The following is a 16,461-nucleotide window of genomic DNA, read 5'->3' as shown; positions in this document are numbered from 1 at the left end:
CGACCACGTCTCCCGTTGGCCCTCCGTAATGCCCTCGTAATCAACCGACTGGGTATTATCGTTCATCTCGGTTCCCTTCTAGTAAGTTCTAACCTCAGTTTATTGATTGTTCTTCCGAGCGCCCAGCGAGATGCTTTTCACGCCGTACTTCTGGCACGCGTTCGTCGCTTGATCCGAGATGAACTCGTACTGTGGATTCTCCCGGACTTTGACGTCCTCGAAGCCGGGCGTTTCGATCATGTCGGTATAGGCGGTGACCTGTTCGGCACCACCGATGCAGGCCGCCCAGAGATCCGCGTTGGATTTGATGCTCTCGGGCATCCGGGTTTCGCTGATGATGTCGGAGAGTGCCAACCGGCCATCTGGCCCGAGTACGCGATTCACCTCTGCGAAGACGTGCTCTTTCTCGGCAGAGAGATTGATGACGCCATTGGATACGACGACGTCGAACGACTCGTCGGCGAACGGGAGGTCTTCGATGTACCCCTGTTCGAACGAGACGTTCTCCATCCCGGCTTCGTCACGCAGTCGCCTTGCCTTTGCCAGTTGCCCGTCGGTCATGTCTAGCCCAGTCACGCTCCCGGCGTCACCGACGTGAAGCGCCGCGACGAAGGCGTCCATTCCCGACCCGCTACCGAGATCGAGTACGTCCTCGCCCTCCTGAGGATCGGCGAGGTCGAAGTGATATCCGACGCCAGCGAAGGAGTCGATAGCCTCTGCTGGCACTCGGTCGAGATCAGATGCCGGATAGCCGAGCCGCTTCGCTAACGGGCGTCCCATCTCGAAGTGATGCTCGTCGGTCGGCGCCTCTGCGACGTTCCGGTAGACGGTCTTGACTTCTCGCTCTAGCTTATCGACGTCGAGTGATTTCGACATCGTTACTCGCCCTTCTGTACGGGGACGACGTCGGTTTCGAGCGGGACGGCATTCGTGATGTTGTCCAGCAGCGGCGAGGTGGCTTCGACCCGGTCTCGGAGTTCGGCAAGTTCCTCCTCTGACGCGTTCGCGTCGATGTAGGCGGTACAGGTCACCGTGTTGTATCCGGCTCGGACGTCCTCGGAGATGCCGAGGAATCCTCGGAGGTCAACGTCCCCTTCCAGTTCGAACCGGAGGTCACGGAGTTCGATACCCATGGCGGCGGCGTTGGCCGCGTAGCCGACGCTCAGACACGAGCCGAGGGCGGCGAGCAGAAGCTCGACCGCGTTCGGTGCCGACCGTTTCCCGAGGATCTGTTCCGGTTCGTCCCCCTTGACGTGGAACTCCTGGGTGTGAACTCGTTCGCCGGCCTGATCGAAATCGTCGATCGTAGTCACACATTGCAGGCCGTCGGTCCATTCGGTTTTCGCGCGGAACCGGAATTGGCCGCCTTCTGGTTCCTCCGTGATTGTTTCGACCGCCTGGCCGAGTTGCTCTACATCTACGCCGTGAGTGATGCTCATGAGGTATTCCACCCTAAGAGGAGCGACGCAGGCGAGAGCTATGTAGGTATCTCGTAACATTCGGTCACCCACTGACCGCCTTGCAGACGATGGACAGTGGTCATTGAGGGCGGAAAACCACCAGATGACTACCTAACCTTCCAGGCCGTGTAGACGTTCGTAATGGCAGTTCACGCGTCCCCGGTAGACGACAACGCAGTTAGCGACCTTCAGGAACAGTTTCGTGGGACGCTGCTCCGTCCGAACGACGATGGCTACGACGAGGCCAGAACGATCTGGAACGCGATGATCGATCGAACGCCGGCAGTCATAACCCAGTGTGAGGGGGTCGCAGACGTGATCGCAGCCGTGAACTTCGGCCGCGATCACGACCTGCCCATCGCTGTCAGAGGTGGAGGACACAACGCCGCCGGGAACGCCGTCTGTGACGACGGGCTAGTAATCGACCTCTCACCGATGGCGTCGGTACGAGTCGATCCCGTAGCCCAAACCGCACGTGTCGGGCCCGGGGCGACGCTAGGTGACCTCGACCACGAGACGCTGGCGTTCGGGCTCGCCACGCCGTTGGGCTTCGTCTCCGAGACCGGCGTCGCCGGACTAACGCTCGGGGGCGGCTTTGGCTACCTCTCGCGCAAGTACGGGATGACGGTCGATAATCTCCGCTCTGTAGACGTGGTCACCGCTGAAGGCGAGTTAGTCCACGCAAGCGAGGACGAATATCCCGACCTGTTCTGGGGCGTCCGTGGTGGCGGAGGCAATTTCGGGGTCGTTACCTCCTTCGAGTTCGACCTCCACGAGGTCGAGCCGGAGGTCCTCGCCGGGTTGATTATCCATCGAGTCGAGGATGCCCCCGACGTGATCCGTCACTGGCGAGATTTCGTTGCCGACGTTCCCGACGAACTCACCGTCTGGGTGATCGTATTGGCCGCACCCCCGGCTTCGTTCATCCCGGACGCGTACCACGGGAGCACTGTCGTCGCTGTCCTCCCCATTTACCTCGGAGATCTGGAGGAGGGGATGGCGCTGATCGAACCGCTGCGGGAGCTCGGCGATCCCGTCGGGGACAACGTGGAGCCGCGCTCGTACGCAGCGTGGCAGCAGTTCTTCGATCCCGCAAACGCGTCGGGTGCCCGGAACTACTGGAAGTCGCTCAACTTCACCGAGTTCCCCGACGAGACGATCGACACGTGCCTGGAGTACGGCCTGACGCGACCGACCCCGGAGACGAAGCTCGGCTTGGTCCATCTGGGTGGTGCTACGACTCGCCTACCGGCGGACGCGACCGCCTACCCTCACCGAGACGCGGAATTCGTCGTGAACATCACTGCTCGCTGGGACGATCCAGAGCAGGACGACGAGTGTATCGGGTGGACGCAAGAGGCACACGACGCCCTGGCCGAGTATTCGACCGACGGGACGTACGTGAACTTCATCAGCGAGCAAGCAGGCGAAGAGGGATTCGCCTACGGCGAGAACCACGACCGCCTCGTCGAGGTAAAAACCGAGTACGACCCAGAGAACCTCTTCCGGCTAAACCAGAATATCGAGCCGACCGCCTAAGAGGGTACACTCTGGCGGCTTTCGTACTACCGGGTTCACAGCATTCAGGGCGTATATCTCGCATAATCTATAGATCGGAGAGTCGAATCGATTGGGCAGTGGTCAGTGAGAACTGTTATCGTGGTGCACATCCTAGAGAGGATCAGCGCTTGCTTCGCTGTCACGTTGGAGGGCGGGATTGGTCGAGTGAGGCTATAACGGTGGAGCCAATGGCAACAGCAGAAGAAACCTCAAAAAGAATCGTCCAGCGGCGGACCATGAGAATCCCTTGGAACATAGAATCCCATCTCAGGGAAGAGCAAGTGGGTACGGAAGTGGCCGATGGTGTCTACCAGCTCTGTTCAACCATGACCAATATGTACCTCATCGAGGGCGATGATGGACTGACATTGGTCGATGCGGGATTGCCTGCTCACATGGACCTGCTGCAGGCCGGGCTCGAACGAATTGAGGCCGATATATCCGATATTAACGCGGTGATTCTAACGCATATAGATCCGGATCATATCGGACTGGCTGAACCGCTTCGGAAGGAGGGGATCCCCGTTTGGGTCCACGAAGATGGTGAAGAAGTAGCTTTGGAAGGCCTAGGCAAGCCGCCTATAGGATTCTTCCTCCTCATGTGGCGACCCGCTTTTGTGCGATTTATCCGCGCTCTGATGAAGGATGGCATGGGTGACGAGGAACCGATCGCCGAGGTTAACACATTCACTGAAGGTCAGGTACTGGACGTCCCCGGTCAGCCCGAAGTGATCCATACACCGGGACATAGGGAGGGGCACTGTTCATTCTGGTTGCCGGATTCTCGAATCCTCTTCGCTGGCGACGCGCTCATAACGCTGGATATAATGAGTGGAAAGGCCGTGGATCCTGAGCCCGTGCGAGGAGGGGACCTGTTCAACTTTAATAAAGAGCAACAAGAGGACTCCGCACGCAAATTGGCCACTCTCGGCCAAGTCTCCCTGCTCCCAGGACATGTTGACCCGTGGAGGGGAGATCTCGGGGAGCTTTATTCTCCCGCTGATTAATGCTCTCGTTCTGATCGCTGCCGGCGTCTCCATGACGAGTGTTAGGCCCTCTTTTGCCTGGTGCATTCCAGTGACACTCGCCCAATCACTGACCGCCGTGCAGGTAGTGCAAGAGCCGCCCTCAGATACAGATGGGCCACTCGATAGGGCGTGCGCCAGCCGATAGCCCGACCGACAATACCGGTACAGTCACTCCGCGACTGATTCGAGGGCGTGTGGTCGCGCCTCGCGTCGGTAGGATTCGTACGTCGATTCTGCCCACTCGCGGACCGCCGGTGCGTCGGTATCGATTACGGCATGTACGGTGCCGTTGCCCTGCTCGTAACAGCTGATCGCAACGCAGTCATCGAGAAGACCGATTCCGTACGGAGGGAAGTCGTCATGCTCGAGAATCGTGAAATTGTCCCGCTTCACCATCTTCGAACTGCGGTTCGGGTACGTCGAAAGAAAGTATGTGTGGCACTCCGGCCGGTCGATCAGCGTCATGTCTACGCCGTCTTCGACCCGTTGGTAGAGAAGGTCGAAACAGAGATCCATCAGCGCAACTTCGGGGCGAAGAAACCGTACCGTGGTGGTGTCCCGGAGAAGCGACTCGAATCGTCGCATCGGGCTATACGGGTCGTCAGCCCCGGCAACCGTCACGACCGCATCGGACGCCATTTCGATGGTGAAGCCGCTCGTCTCGGACGGGAGCCACTGCCAGACGTCCCGAAGCCGTTGCTCCGTTTCGAGCCGGTCGATCAGTTCCCGCATGCCCGCCGCGACGAATCCACCCAGCTGTGTGGCCTCGAACTGGTGGCCGTCCTTCTCGATCCACTGTCGTTGTTCGAACTCGCGCAACGTGCGCCCGATCGTAGACCTCGAAGTCCCGGTCATCTCTATGAGGTCGGCTCGGCTCTGGGGCCGCCTGGCCAGTGCTGCGAGCGCGGTAACGCGATGTTCAGACCGCGCGAGAAACTCGATGTCGTCGAGGGGAGTGATCGCGGTCTTTGGTAACATGGGACGTATACGTGTGCCGGAGCTATAACTATTCGTATCCCCGGATAGCGGGCCGTTGAGAATCCAGAGAATGCCGACGTCAACGTCGAATGGGGGCGCGATTGCCTCGGCGATATGCGCCAGTTCTCCGATCGCTCGGTCTACCTGAATTTCCCGGGGTTCCTCGAAGAGGGCGACGAGATGATGCGGACCACGTTCGGGCCGACGTACGAGTGGTTGGCCCTGAAAGACAAGTACGACCCGTCGAACCTCTTCAGCCGCAATCAGAATAGTACTCCGTCCGGAAGCGCTCAGACAGACGGTGGAGCAAGCCACAAGTAATCACGAGAATGAATCAGCGGTAGCCTTGTGGCAATCGTCAACGGACCAAGCCACATCAGTGAGTAGAATCAAGATTGCAGCTGGTTCAGCCAGTACATCCTGAAATTAGCACGCAAATTTACGAGTTAGTGTCGATGAGCGGTTGATTTTCTGGGCTGCTACCTGTTTGGATGTACGCGAATCCCCCGATGCACACTAACTCGTTCGACACTCGAATGAACGCATGTCCAGCCCTCGTCGGTCAAAGGACGTGAAACCGCGGCTGGCAATGACTCATCCGTTGCTGTCCGGCGGATTACGACCGTTCGATAATCGATGGGCGCTGCAGGCACCAGTTCGATTATCGAACGAATCAACCTTTTAGGCATGAGGTGGCTGTTTTTCGAGGATTTGAAAATCGGCGTAATTGATGGAGGAGTCATGAGCTCGTAGCGTCTTGCTGAATTGAGTAGCGCGTATCGGTCACGAGTTCACCAGCCATCTGCTACGTACATGAGACGAACATCGCCCGGGTTATCCTCGGCCAGCAGAATCTCGATTCCCTCACTTATCTACGAACCACTACCTATGCGGATTTGCTCGCTTTCTTCTCGGGAACTGTGAATGAGAAAGTCGACCCCTCACCGAGTTCCGACTCAACCCAAATGCGGCCGTTGTGAATATCAACGATCCGTTGGCAGAGTGCGAGGCCGATACCAGTGCCGGCATACTCGTCAGTGGTGTGGAGGCGGTTGAACACCTCAAAGATCTCCTCAGCCTTTTCCGAACCGATCCCGATTCCGTTATCCTGGACCGACAGCACCCATTCATCGTTTTGCTTCTCAGCGGTGACGTGAATATGCGGCGGCTCATCACCAGCGTACGTAATAGCATTATCGAGCAGATTTTGGAACAGCTGCACCAGTTGCTGCTCGTCGCCCATGACCGTGGGCAGTGAATCCGAGGTAATCTCGGCGCTGCTCTCTTCGATGGCGATTTGAAGATTATCCGTCGCCTGGGCGAGCACGTCATTACAGTCCACGGGTTCGAATTCTTTGTCACTCGTGTTGAGCCGTGAATACTGCAGCAACGCATCGATCATCTCGCGCATCCGGTCGGCACCATCGACGGCGAACTCGATGTACTCCTGTGCGTCGGCATCGAGATCGTCGGCATATCGTTGTTCGAGCAGTTGGACATAACTCGACACCATCCGTAACGGCTCCTGGAGGTCGTGGGAGGCGGCGTAGGCGAACCGCTTCAATTCGGCGTTCGAGCGTTCCAGTTGCGCGTTAGTTTGTTCGAGTTCCTGCTGGCGACGCTTGCGCTCGGTAACGTCGCTCGCCATCCCGATCCATTCCTCGATGTCACCGTCCTCGTTCAGCATCGGTACCGCACGCGTGAACGACCAGCCCAGGCTGCCATCGACCTGCTCTACTCGGTGTTCGAGCTCGAACGTGCTCTTTGTCCGGACGGCTTCGTTGACGGCCTCCATGACGCGCTCCTGGTCGTTCGGGTGAATGTATTTGTCGAGCCAGTCGCTGGTCGGTTCGTTCGTGTCGGCGAGGAAGCCCTGGGCTTCGAGGTGTTGCATTTCGTCCCAATCGGGGCCCATGCGAAACACGGCTTCGGAACTCGCGGTGACCAGCGCCCGGAATCGCTGCTCGCTTTCGCGCGCCGTTTCGTACAGACGAGCGTTATCGATGGCTACGGCCGCTTGAGCGGAAATCCCGGTGATGATGTTTTCGTCCTTCTCGGTGAAGACGCCCGGTTCAGAATGGCCGAAGAAAAGCCCGCCGTGTACTTCACCGGAGTTCGAGATTACGGGAACCGCCAGGTAACTGCAGACGGGCAGATGGCCTTCGGGCATCCCGTTGTAGGGCGCGTTGTTACCGTAGCGCGGATCGTTGGTGATGTCGTCCGAACGGACGACCCCCTCGCCGTGAAAGGTCGGGCCGAAGACCTCCGTATTGCGCGGCATCGGGAAGTCTTCGAACGCCTCGTCGGGAACGCCCGAGAGGGTATAGAGCGTGTAGGATTCTCCCTGGTCGTCGATGACGTTATAGAAGAAGGCACCGAACTCCGCGCCGGTTATTTCCGTACCGGCGTCTGTCACCTTCTGCACCAGATTCTCGAGGTCGAGTTCGGCCGCCAACGAGTTGCCCACCTGGTTGATCGTTTCGAGAGTGTGGGTTTGTTCGCGCAGCGCCTCCGCGGCCTGCCTCCGTTCGAGTTCGTACTCCACCCACTGCCCCATCAGGTGGTGGAACGTGCGTTCGGCCTCAGAGAACCCCTCCTCCCGTGGTTCGTTCGAGGCGAAGAAGAACGTCCGATCGTCGTCACCATCGACTTCGAGTCGGGTTCCGAGGTACGTCTGGACGCCGAAGCGCTCGTAGCACAGTTTCCCCTCGAACCCCTCGCTTACGGGGTCGGTGACGACAGCGGTTTCTCCGTCGTCCGCCACCGATCGGCAGTAGGTTTCGGAGAGCGGATACTGCTCGCCCGGGACGAGGTGGTCGTGGTCCCCGCGTATGGTCTCCACCTCGAACAGATCGGTCGCCGGATCGATGCGGGCGATCCCGCCGTATTCGAGGTCGAACCGCTCGCAGCCGAGCTCGAGTACCGCCTGGAGTTTGTCGTCGAACGGCAGGTCGGAATCGGCAACGATCTCGTACAATCTCTGCTGGGCCTGCTCGTGTTCCTTCGATCGCTGGAGTTCCGTCTTCGCCTCGGTTCGCTCGCGCAGCGTCCCCATCATCCGATCGACCCTGTCGGCTGGCTGCTCGGGGCCGAAGACCTCCTCGGGTGGGGTGTAGTAGACGTTGTGAGAGATCACGTTGTCGTGGATGAGGAGCGGGTGGGTCTGGATGACGTCTTCGAGCACCTCGGGTGGGAACCGCTCGCGATTATACTGACACATGACGGTGTAGTCCTCGTTCTGGAACAGAGAGTTGAGGGCCGCTTCGTACTCAACCAATTGATCGGGGCTCGTATTCTCATCCAGCGCCCACGTCATCTCGGTGGCTGCCCTGATTCCCGTGTAGCCGTCCTCGTCTGTTGCCTCCGTTAGGGAGTCCTCCCAGAACTCCAGTATCGCATCCTGATTGAACGTGCCGGTCCTGCGGTACGTGTCCGCCTCCGTGTGGACGGAGAGCGCACCCGAGTCGAGGGCACCGTCCACGTCAATGCCGCGGGCCCGCATCGCTTCCAGTACTTCTGCTTTCGAGTTGTCATCCGCGACGTACAGGCATCGCTCGCCCTGCTCGAGCCCCTGGCGGATGAACGGGATGGCGGCCGCGAACTGCTCGTCCCGGTTCTTATATATGAGTGCGAAATGGTCGTTGGCGTGGTCGTGACCATCGAGGGATTCGACCGGGCCGCGAAACTCAGGACTCTGACGCAATGCCTCGAGGCCGCTTTCGAGACCCGGCGTCCCCGGTTGGTCACTGCGTTCGCCCTGTTGACTCATTGGCAACGGTAGTTGGGTGGCACGGTTAAATGTGGTCTTCATCTGCACGTGGGTGATCCGCCCTCGTACTCCCACCGTTTGGAGCCAGCGCTCGGTAGATATGCACGCAGTACGTTACGGTCAGTTCAGTTCCGCTGAGACGAAATAAACGAGGGCCCATGAGAGATGCAGCACAGAACTTTTGACAGGGTTTGGGTGGAGGTACTCTCCAGCGATGATCGGCCGCCAATCGGCGATCGATTTTCTCTCTACTGACCGGTTTGGATGTACGCGGATCCCCGTGACACCAACTCGCTTGGTCGGCCATCGAACGAAAGCAACGAATCGGCCCGTTCGACCGATAATCGCCGCGCTGTCGGGCGATTATTGTACCTCAAATGTATGGGCGCTGCAGGCTCTGCTTCAACTGTCGAACGAATCGTCCTTTGAGCTGTGAAGCGTCTAATTTCGAGGGGTTCAAAATAGGTTCTCAGAGGTGAAAAACCTAAGATACGGGCGTTCTACATTCAGTATCTACTAATAGACTCAACGATGGTTGCTCCTGCTGGAAGAATCACCAGACAGCAGTGGATCTGAATGATACGAGAATACATCGGTGGCCGTGCTGAAGTCACCCATTTTGGTGTTTTAGAGCCGTTATTACCTACTCAGTATGGAAATACTGAACTCGGGGAAAATTCGTTACGAGCCGTGTCGGGGGCCATCGGTGACTGTGATTCGTGTTCCCTGACTCGGAGACATTGGAGATAATCAACCGGCTATTGCTCCCGAGTAGACTCCTCTCGTGACGCCAACGTCCATATCAGGAGTGACGTGTACGTGGCGTCGTCAATAGCACTGAGAGGGTTTCCAGACGCTGCTGCATACAGGGCCCACAGTCAATACGAAATTCTGATCAGGACTAGATCCACAGTCTTCCCGGTTCAAATACCCCAACCCTTGTTACCAAGACACACGAATTACTGGTCATGCCCGAAAGAGACAGCGAACTCCCGACCAGAGCGCTGGAGGACATCGCGTATCTCTCCCGGTCCGCCAATCGAGTCGTGATACTCACGGAGCTCACCGAGGGCCAGTACTCTCGGGGAACGTTGGCAAATCAAACGGATGTCTCGCGGGCGACGCTTGATCGGATCATCAACGAGTTGGAAGAGAGAGGGTGGGCAAAACGCACGACTGAAGGTAATTATGCGGCCACAGCCCACGGTCAGCATCTCATGCGACGGTTCAAGCCCTTCATCGAATCGGTCGAAACACTCCACCGTCTCGACGACGTGCTTACGTGGCTCCCGATCGACGAACTTTCCATCGGTCTTGAGCACTTCAACGACGCGGTCGTCCGGCGACCGGAATCCGAAGACCCTGTCGAGGCTATTGGGTTTATTAACGATCTCTTGGGGAACACGTCCGAGTTCAGGGTACTTGCTCATTTGGCACCACCTGAACCGCTTGGGGCGACGTTGCACGAGCGGGTCACCGCTAGACAGATGACCATGAATGGGGTCATTACCGATGAACTCGTCGAATTTCTCGGTTCTACTCCGAAGCGCGCCAAACGGTGGAGAGCGCTCGTTGAAGCTGGGAGCGAGCTCCGCCAACACGAGGGCCCCATCCCGTGCAACCTGTGGATCTTCGACGAGACGGTGCTGATTAAAAAAAGCGGTCCCGAACCGATCGACGAGTCGTACGGTGTGCCGATCGTCAGCGAAAACGATACGGTCCGTTCATGGGCCCACGATCTGATCGACGAGTGGATGAATGCCGCTTCCCCGATTGACGCCAGTGCGTTCGAAGCAGACCCGACAGCGCCAGGAGCCGATTCCAGCGGTGAGTGACTGCGGCTGTTCGATTGCGTCCAGACGGTCGTGTTCTCTCTCGGTCTACTCACACCGTGGGGATTTCCTTACCGAGTAATGGGATAGCACTCGCGCCACCATGAGTCAGTATGGAGTCGAAAAACGATTCGGTGATCCCTGGAGATGTGCGCCACTTGAACGCGAACAGGAACGACATGGGACGAACCCCAGTCACGGCGTCTCGAATCACGAGGCTCCGAACCGGATTCGAGGGGACCAATCCCCAATCCTTGGAGGGCAGCCAGCGATGACACTCTCAACGGTTCGACGCTACCAATCCGGCCGCGTCCAGCAGGTGGGTGAACACGCTGCCGTTATCGGTGGGAGTCTCGCCGGGTTGTGCGCTGCCCGCGTGCTAGCTGATGGCTACGACACCGTCACGATCATCGAAAAGGATTCGCTCTCCGACGATTCGAGCTTCCGACGCGGCGTCCCTCAGGGGCCACAGATCCATGCGCTTCAGGAAGCGGGCCGGGCTACATTGGAAGACTTATTTCCGGGGTTCGGAGAAGACATCATCTCCGCCGGAGGCCTGCTGATCGACGGTGCGAGCGACTTCAAGTTCTACGACGAAGGGGGGTTCCTCGCTGACGGGACGAAACGGTTTCCGATGTACTTCGCCACGCGGCCGCTGTTCGAACACGTCATTAGACGTCGGGTGACCAGTTTCGAAAACATCGAGCTCAGAACGGGGTGCCAGTTCAGAGATTACCTCTTCGATTCCGAGACGATGACGATCGAGGGGATTGCCGTCCGAGAAGGCTCCGACCAGAAGCACATCGCTGCCGATCTCGTTGTGGACGCCACCGGTCGGACGAGTCGGACTCCGACGTGGCTGGACGACCACGGCTTCGATGCGCCCGATATCGACGAGGTTCAGATCGACCTCGGGTATTGCACGACGGCCATTCGTCGTCCCCCGGACGATCGACGAACGTTCTTCGCTGCGGCATCGCCCCCGCGAACGCGGGGTGGTGCCGTGTTTCCCGTGGAGGATAACCGTTGGCTGGTAAACCTGCACGGAATGAACGGAGACCATCCCCCAACCGACCCGGAGGGGTTCACCGACTTCGCCGCGAGCCTGCCGATACCGCAGATACATCGACTCGTAGAAACCTACCCACAAGTCTGGCAGGACATCGAATCCTATCCGTTTCCGTCAAACCGGCGGGTTCACTACGAGAACCTCGATAGGTTCCCGGACGGTCTCATCGTCCTCGGTGATGCCCTCGCCAGCTTCAACCCGATTTATGGGCAGGGAATGTCCGTCGCGGCGTTGGAGGCGCTTGTGCTTCACCACGTGCTTGCGTCTGTTCGCGGCCCAAATCTCGCTCTCGCATTCTTCGACCGTGTCCAGACGATCATCGACACTGCTTGGACGATGGCTATCGGCGCTGACGTCCAGTTTTCCGAAACTACGGGGCCGACGCCACCGGGTACCGGGATGTTCGCGTGGTACCTCTCTCGGCTTACCCGCAAAGCGCACTCCGATGGTGAACTGCGTGACGCTCTCGCCCGCGTAGCCTCCATGGAACACCCTCCCACGAGGCTGCTTCGTCCGAGCGTCGCATGGCGGGTTCTCAAACCAGAGATTCTCCGAGGAGAGCACACAAGTCATGTTTCATCGAAAGCGGAATCCCGGAAAACGTCGTAGCAATGCTACCCGAAGCTTCTGCATCCAGCACCCGCGTCCTGGCAAATCATAAGGGTGTTGTGTCAATCGGCGATTGATTTTCTCTATTGCCACCGGTTTGGCTGTACGCGAACCCCGGTGGAAATCACTCGTCGTTCGACCATCGAACGAAAGCAACGGCGCAGCATTCGATTCAGCAACCGTTCCTCCGCTTTCGGGCGATTACACCCCGCAAAAATATGGGCGCTGCAGGATTTGAACCCGCGACAGCTTGGTCCGAAGCCAAGTACTCTGTCCAGACTGAGCTAAGCGCCCTCACCACTGAATTTCCGGCGGTCCCGTATAAGTCACTCGATTTGCGGCGCTTTCGACAGCCATCACCACACCCGCCTCGAGTCGACCACCCTCACCCGCACTTCTCAGTCGGTGAAAATTGGCTCAGGGGGTCTTTGCCGTGGGCAGCCAACCATCGGATGTGCTATGACGGTAAACGAGACCCCCATCCCCGACGACGAGCAGGCCGCAGCGACGCCGCTCGAGTTGCTCACCGACGACGAGGACGTCTGGACGGCCGTCCCCGCCGACGCCACCGGTGACGAGCGCGTGACCAAGTGGCTCTCGGTCGACGTCGACACGCTGTGCGATCTCGAGAACTGGCAGTGACGCTCCGCGCCAGCTCCTCGAGACCGCACCGTACCGAGTCTCGTACCGCTACCGACCCGCGCTCTCGCCGGCGATTAACGTAGTTACAAACCACAGCGGGGGGCTCGGAGCCGCTTCTCTCTACCCCGCCGTCCCGCCGCGGCGGATCGCACCGTTTATCCACCAGTATTGAACAGTCCATCCTATGACAGCAGGCGAGACGGGCCGCGGTCTCCTCGAGTTGACGCGGCCGGTGAACGTGATCGCGGCGAGCGTCTTGCCCTTTATCGGCGCGTTCGTCGCGGGCGGGGTCGTCGACCAGCCGCTCCGGGTCGCGACGGCGGTCGCCGCCACGGCGCTCGCGGTCGGCGCCGGCAACGCGATCAACGACTACTTCGATCGAGAGATCGACCGGATCAACCAGCCCGACAGGCCGATTCCCCGCGGCGCGGTGAGCCCGCGCGGTGCGCTCGCGTTCAGTCTCGTCTGCTTCGGCGCGGCCGTCGTGCTCGCGGTGATGCTCCCTCTCGCGGCGCTGGCTATCGCGGCCATCAATCTCGTCGCGCTGGTGGCCTATACGGAGGTCTTCAAGGGGCTGCCGGGACTCGGGAACGCGCTGGTCGCCTATCTCGTCGGGAGTACGTTCCTCTTCGGAGCCGCCGCGGTGGGCGACATGGCGCCCGCGGCCGTCCTCTTCTTGCTCTCGGCGATCACGACGCTGACTCGAGAGATCATCAAGGACGTCGAGGACGTCGAGGGCGACCGCGAGGAAGGGCTCAATACGCTCCCGATCGCGATCGGCGAGCGCCGCGCGCTGTACGTCGCCGCGGGACTGCTCGCGATCGGCGCCGCGGCGAGCCCGCTTCCGTACTTCCTCCTCGAGGACTTCGGGGTCGCGTACCTGGTCGTGGTGGGTCCGGCCGTCGCCATCATGTGTTATGCGGCCTACGAGAGCTTCTCGGATCCGACAGCGGGACAGGGACATCTCAAGTACGGCATGTTTCTCGCCGCGCTGGCGTTTATCGTGGGGCGGGCGGCGGCGATGCCCGCCGTGTTCTGAGACCGTTTGGGACATCAACTCCGGCAGCCCTCAGCATACAACCGGGGGGGAAATAGCCAATAGTTGTGGCCGTACAATCAAAAGTAATATAAGCTGGATACCGCATTCTCATATCACACGCCGGAGTAGCCAGCGGATTCCACTACGGCTGTATGGATGTGAGCATTTGGCATGTATGACCTCGCAGAAGTCCTCCCGGACGCCGATATCGAACCCGGGACGAACCTGCTCATTGCGGGCCCGCCACTGACGGGAAAGCGCGAGATCGCCTTCGACATCCTCGCCAGCGGCGCCAACCGTGGTAACGGTTCGATCGTCGTGACGACCAAAGACAGCGCCGACAAGGTCCTCGAGACGTTCACCGACTCGCTCGATGCGGGCATCGATTCGAACGTCGGCGTCGTCGACTGCGTCACGAAACAGCGCGGGATCGGCACCGTCGACGACAATCCGCGGATCAAGTACGCCTCCTCGCCGGTCGACATGACCGGCATCGGGATCAAGCTCTCGGAGTTCCTCCAGGAGTTCTACGAGGGACAGGGACTGACCGAGAACCGCGTGCTGTTACACTCGGTGTCGACGCTGCTGATGTATTCCGACCTCCAGACCGTGTTTCGGTTTCTCCACGTCTTCACGGGCCGCATCCAGAGCGCCGACGCCATGGGGCTGTACGTCATCGACTCGACGGCCCACGACGACCAGACTATGAACACGCTCAAACAGCTGTTCGACGCCGTCATCGAACTCGAGGAGCCGGCCGACGGCGAGGAGCCCGAGATTCGGACCGCCGGCCTCTCGAGTTGACCTGATCGGCCACACCGACCGTCGTGATCGCTGGCTCCGTTTTTTGAGTAGCGTTCGATTGCGAGTAGTGTGTACGGAACGACGCTGCGACCGAAACCGCTCTCAGAGCGCCCCGTTCGCGACTCGAGTTCTACACAGAGCCGATACGAGAGACCCCGAAACGTTTCAGCGCCGAGCGCGTAGTCCGACGTACCATGCCAGTCGATACCGCGGAGGAGATCGAAGAGATCCTCGAGTACGAGACGATCGCGGTCGTGGGCTGTTCGAGCACGCCGGGGAAGGCGGCCCACGACGTGCCCGAGTACCTGCTCGAGCGCGGCTACGACGTACTTCCGGTCAACCCGTACGCCGACGAGATCTTTGACCGAGAGGTCTACGACTCGCTCGACGACGTGGAGGAAGCGATCGATGTCGTCTGTATCTTCCGGCCGAGCGAAGAGGTGAGCGGGATCGTCGACGCGGCCCTCGAGCGCGAGGATGTGGAAGTCATTTGGACCCAGCAGGGGATCCGCGACGACGAGGCCGCGTCCCGTGCCGAAGACGACGGCCGGCGGGTCGTTCAGGATCGGTGTATGAAGGTCGAACACCGGCGGTTGGCCGCCTGAGGCGAGGTTCGAGCGGGGTCACGGTCGGAGCGCCGATATCCGCCGCTCAAGACGCCCAACTCCTCGGGCGCGTCCGACATCAGCCCTCCCATTCCTCGAAGGACCGATAAATGCCCTTCGAGAGGTAGCGCTCGCTCGAGTCCGGAAACACCGTCACGACGGTCTCGTGGGGCGCGTCGATCTCGCCCGTCGAAATCTCCCGTGCTACCCGCCTCGCGGCGACACTCGCCGCGCCCGCACTCGAGGCGACGAGGTGGCCCTCCTCGCGGGCCAGCCGCCGGAGCTCGTCGTGGGCGTCCCGGTCCGGGATCGCGTAGACGGCGTCGACGAGGTCGGGATCGAACAGTTCGTTGGTCGCCAGATCGTGGGTGCCGATCCCCTCGATCTTGTACTCGTCCTCCTCGCGGTCGTCACCCAGCGCCTCGCCGTAGATCGAGCCCTCGGGTTCGACCGCAGCGACGTACGTCGACTCGTCCTGCTCGAGGGCGTACTCCGCGATGCCCATCAGTGTCCCTGCGGTGCCACAACCGGCGACGACGGCCCCCACCTCGCCGTCCAGCGCCTCGTAGATCTCGGGGCCGGTGGTCTCGTAGTGGGCTTCGACGTTGAGCGGGTTCGAGAACTGCTGGGGGACGACGGCGTCGTCGAGCTCCGCGGCCAGTTCGTGGGCGCGCTCGATCGCCCCGCCCATCCCGGCGTCCGTGGGCGTGTTGATGATCTCGGCGCCCAGCGCGGCCATCAACTGCTGTTTCTCGACGCTGAACCGTTCCGGGACGACGAAAATCGCCTCGAGACCCAGCTGTTCGGCGGCGATCGCGAACCCGATTCCCGTGTTTCCCGCGGTCGGTTCGATGATCGTCCCGCCCTCAGAGACGTCTCCGCGCTCGAGCATCGCCTCGAGCATGTACCGGCCGATGCGATCCTTGACGCTGGCCCCGGGATTGAACGTCTCGAGTTTCGCGTACAGGTCGACGTTCGCGGGTCCGTCCTGCAGGGCGACCAGGGGCGTCCGACCGATCGTCTCGAGAACCGAGTCGACCGGCTGCTCGTGGCTCGTCATCGACTC

13 protein-coding genes, 1 tRNA gene and 1 pseudogene are annotated in these 16,461 nt (G+C 60.1%); 9 read left to right on the top strand and 6 right to left on the bottom strand.

Translation table 11 applies throughout. The features are described 5' to 3' along the window. Positions 1–99 precede the first annotated feature (99 nt). The gene (locus tag HTUR_RS05080; protein ID WP_012942230.1) at positions 100–876 is read right to left on the bottom strand and encodes a methyltransferase domain-containing protein; all 777 of its coding nucleotides are present in this window, start codon (positions 874–876) and stop codon (positions 100–102) included. A gap of 2 nt (positions 877–878) precedes the next feature. Further along, positions 879–1,439: an OsmC family protein gene (locus tag HTUR_RS05075; RefSeq protein WP_049941613.1), complete on the bottom strand. Its 561-nt coding sequence runs from the start codon at positions 1,437–1,439 to the stop codon at positions 879–881. 162 nt (positions 1,440–1,601) lie between these two features. Here HTUR_RS05075 and HTUR_RS05070 point away from each other — a divergent pair, with 162 nt between their 5' ends. After that, positions 1,602–2,999 carry an FAD-binding oxidoreductase gene (locus HTUR_RS05070; RefSeq protein ID WP_012942228.1) on the top strand — a complete coding sequence of 466 codons (1,398 nt, stop codon included), beginning with the start codon at positions 1,602–1,604 and terminating at the stop codon, positions 2,997–2,999. A gap of 209 nt (positions 3,000–3,208) precedes the next feature. Continuing rightward, the gene (locus HTUR_RS05065; protein ID WP_081443455.1) at positions 3,209–4,027 is read left to right on the top strand and encodes an MBL fold metallo-hydrolase; all 819 of its coding nucleotides are present in this window, start codon (positions 3,209–3,211) and stop codon (positions 4,025–4,027) included. Positions 4,028–4,216: 189 nt separating this feature from the next. Here the strand turns inward: HTUR_RS05065 and HTUR_RS28635 are convergent, their stop codons facing one another. Beyond that, positions 4,217–5,026: a helix-turn-helix transcriptional regulator gene (locus HTUR_RS28635; RefSeq protein ID WP_012942226.1), complete on the bottom strand. Its 810-nt coding sequence runs from the start codon at positions 5,024–5,026 to the stop codon at positions 4,217–4,219. 72 nt (positions 5,027–5,098) lie between these two features. On the opposite strand from HTUR_RS28635, the pseudogene HTUR_RS27875 reads away from it, so the two are divergent. After that, positions 5,099–5,347 (top strand): annotated as a pseudogene (locus tag HTUR_RS27875) (BBE domain-containing protein); the annotation flags it as partial. A gap of 565 nt (positions 5,348–5,912) precedes the next feature. On the opposite strand, the gene HTUR_RS05050 reads toward HTUR_RS27875, so the two are convergent. Continuing rightward, on the bottom strand, positions 5,913–8,795 hold the full coding sequence (locus HTUR_RS05050; RefSeq protein WP_012942224.1) for an MEDS domain-containing protein: 2,883 nt from the start codon (positions 8,793–8,795) through the stop codon (positions 5,913–5,915). A gap of 968 nt (positions 8,796–9,763) precedes the next feature. On the opposite strand from HTUR_RS05050, the gene HTUR_RS05045 reads away from it, so the two are divergent. Further along, entirely contained in the window at positions 9,764–10,630 is an 867-nt protein-coding gene (locus HTUR_RS05045) for a helix-turn-helix transcriptional regulator (protein WP_012942223.1), read from the top strand. A 268-nt stretch (positions 10,631–10,898) separates the two neighbouring features. After that, positions 10,899–12,305 (top strand): FAD-dependent oxidoreductase, encoded by a 1,407-nt coding sequence (locus tag HTUR_RS05040; RefSeq protein WP_012942222.1) that lies wholly within the window; start codon positions 10,899–10,901, stop codon positions 12,303–12,305. Positions 12,306–12,524: 219 nt separating this feature from the next. On the opposite strand, the gene HTUR_RS05035 is transcribed toward HTUR_RS05040, so the two are convergent. Next, a tRNA-Arg gene (locus HTUR_RS05035) sits at positions 12,525–12,599 on the bottom strand. Positions 12,600–12,764: 165 nt separating this feature from the next. Here HTUR_RS05035 and HTUR_RS05030 point away from each other — a divergent pair. The 4 genes from HTUR_RS05030 (at position 12,765) to HTUR_RS05015 (ending at position 15,395) form a co-directional block, all read left to right on the top strand. After that, complete coding sequence (locus tag HTUR_RS05030; protein WP_012942221.1) at positions 12,765–12,947, top strand: DUF7511 domain-containing protein; 183 nt, start codon at positions 12,765–12,767, stop codon at positions 12,945–12,947. 184 nt (positions 12,948–13,131) lie between these two features. Next, complete coding sequence (locus tag HTUR_RS05025; protein WP_012942220.1) at positions 13,132–13,986, top strand: geranylgeranylglycerol-phosphate geranylgeranyltransferase; 855 nt, start codon at positions 13,132–13,134, stop codon at positions 13,984–13,986. A gap of 171 nt (positions 13,987–14,157) precedes the next feature. Further along, the gene (locus tag HTUR_RS05020; protein ID WP_012942219.1) at positions 14,158–14,790 is read left to right on the top strand and encodes an RAD55 family ATPase; all 633 of its coding nucleotides are present in this window, start codon (positions 14,158–14,160) and stop codon (positions 14,788–14,790) included. A gap of 194 nt (positions 14,791–14,984) precedes the next feature. Continuing rightward, on the top strand, positions 14,985–15,395 hold the full coding sequence (locus HTUR_RS05015; protein ID WP_012942218.1) for a CoA-binding protein: 411 nt from the start codon (positions 14,985–14,987) through the stop codon (positions 15,393–15,395). 79 nt (positions 15,396–15,474) lie between these two features. On the opposite strand, the gene HTUR_RS05010 is transcribed toward HTUR_RS05015, so the two are convergent. After that, entirely contained in the window at positions 15,475–16,455 is a 981-nt protein-coding gene (locus HTUR_RS05010) for a PLP-dependent cysteine synthase family protein (RefSeq protein ID WP_012942217.1), read from the bottom strand. Positions 16,456–16,461: the final 6 nt, after the last annotated feature.

The sequence above is a fragment of the Haloterrigena turkmenica DSM 5511 genome (assembly GCF_000025325.1).
Lineage (GTDB): Archaea > Halobacteriota > Halobacteria > Halobacteriales > Natrialbaceae > Haloterrigena > Haloterrigena turkmenica.
The sequence above is the reverse complement of the archived record's forward strand: the minus strand, read 5'-3'. Positions and strand labels throughout refer to the sequence as shown.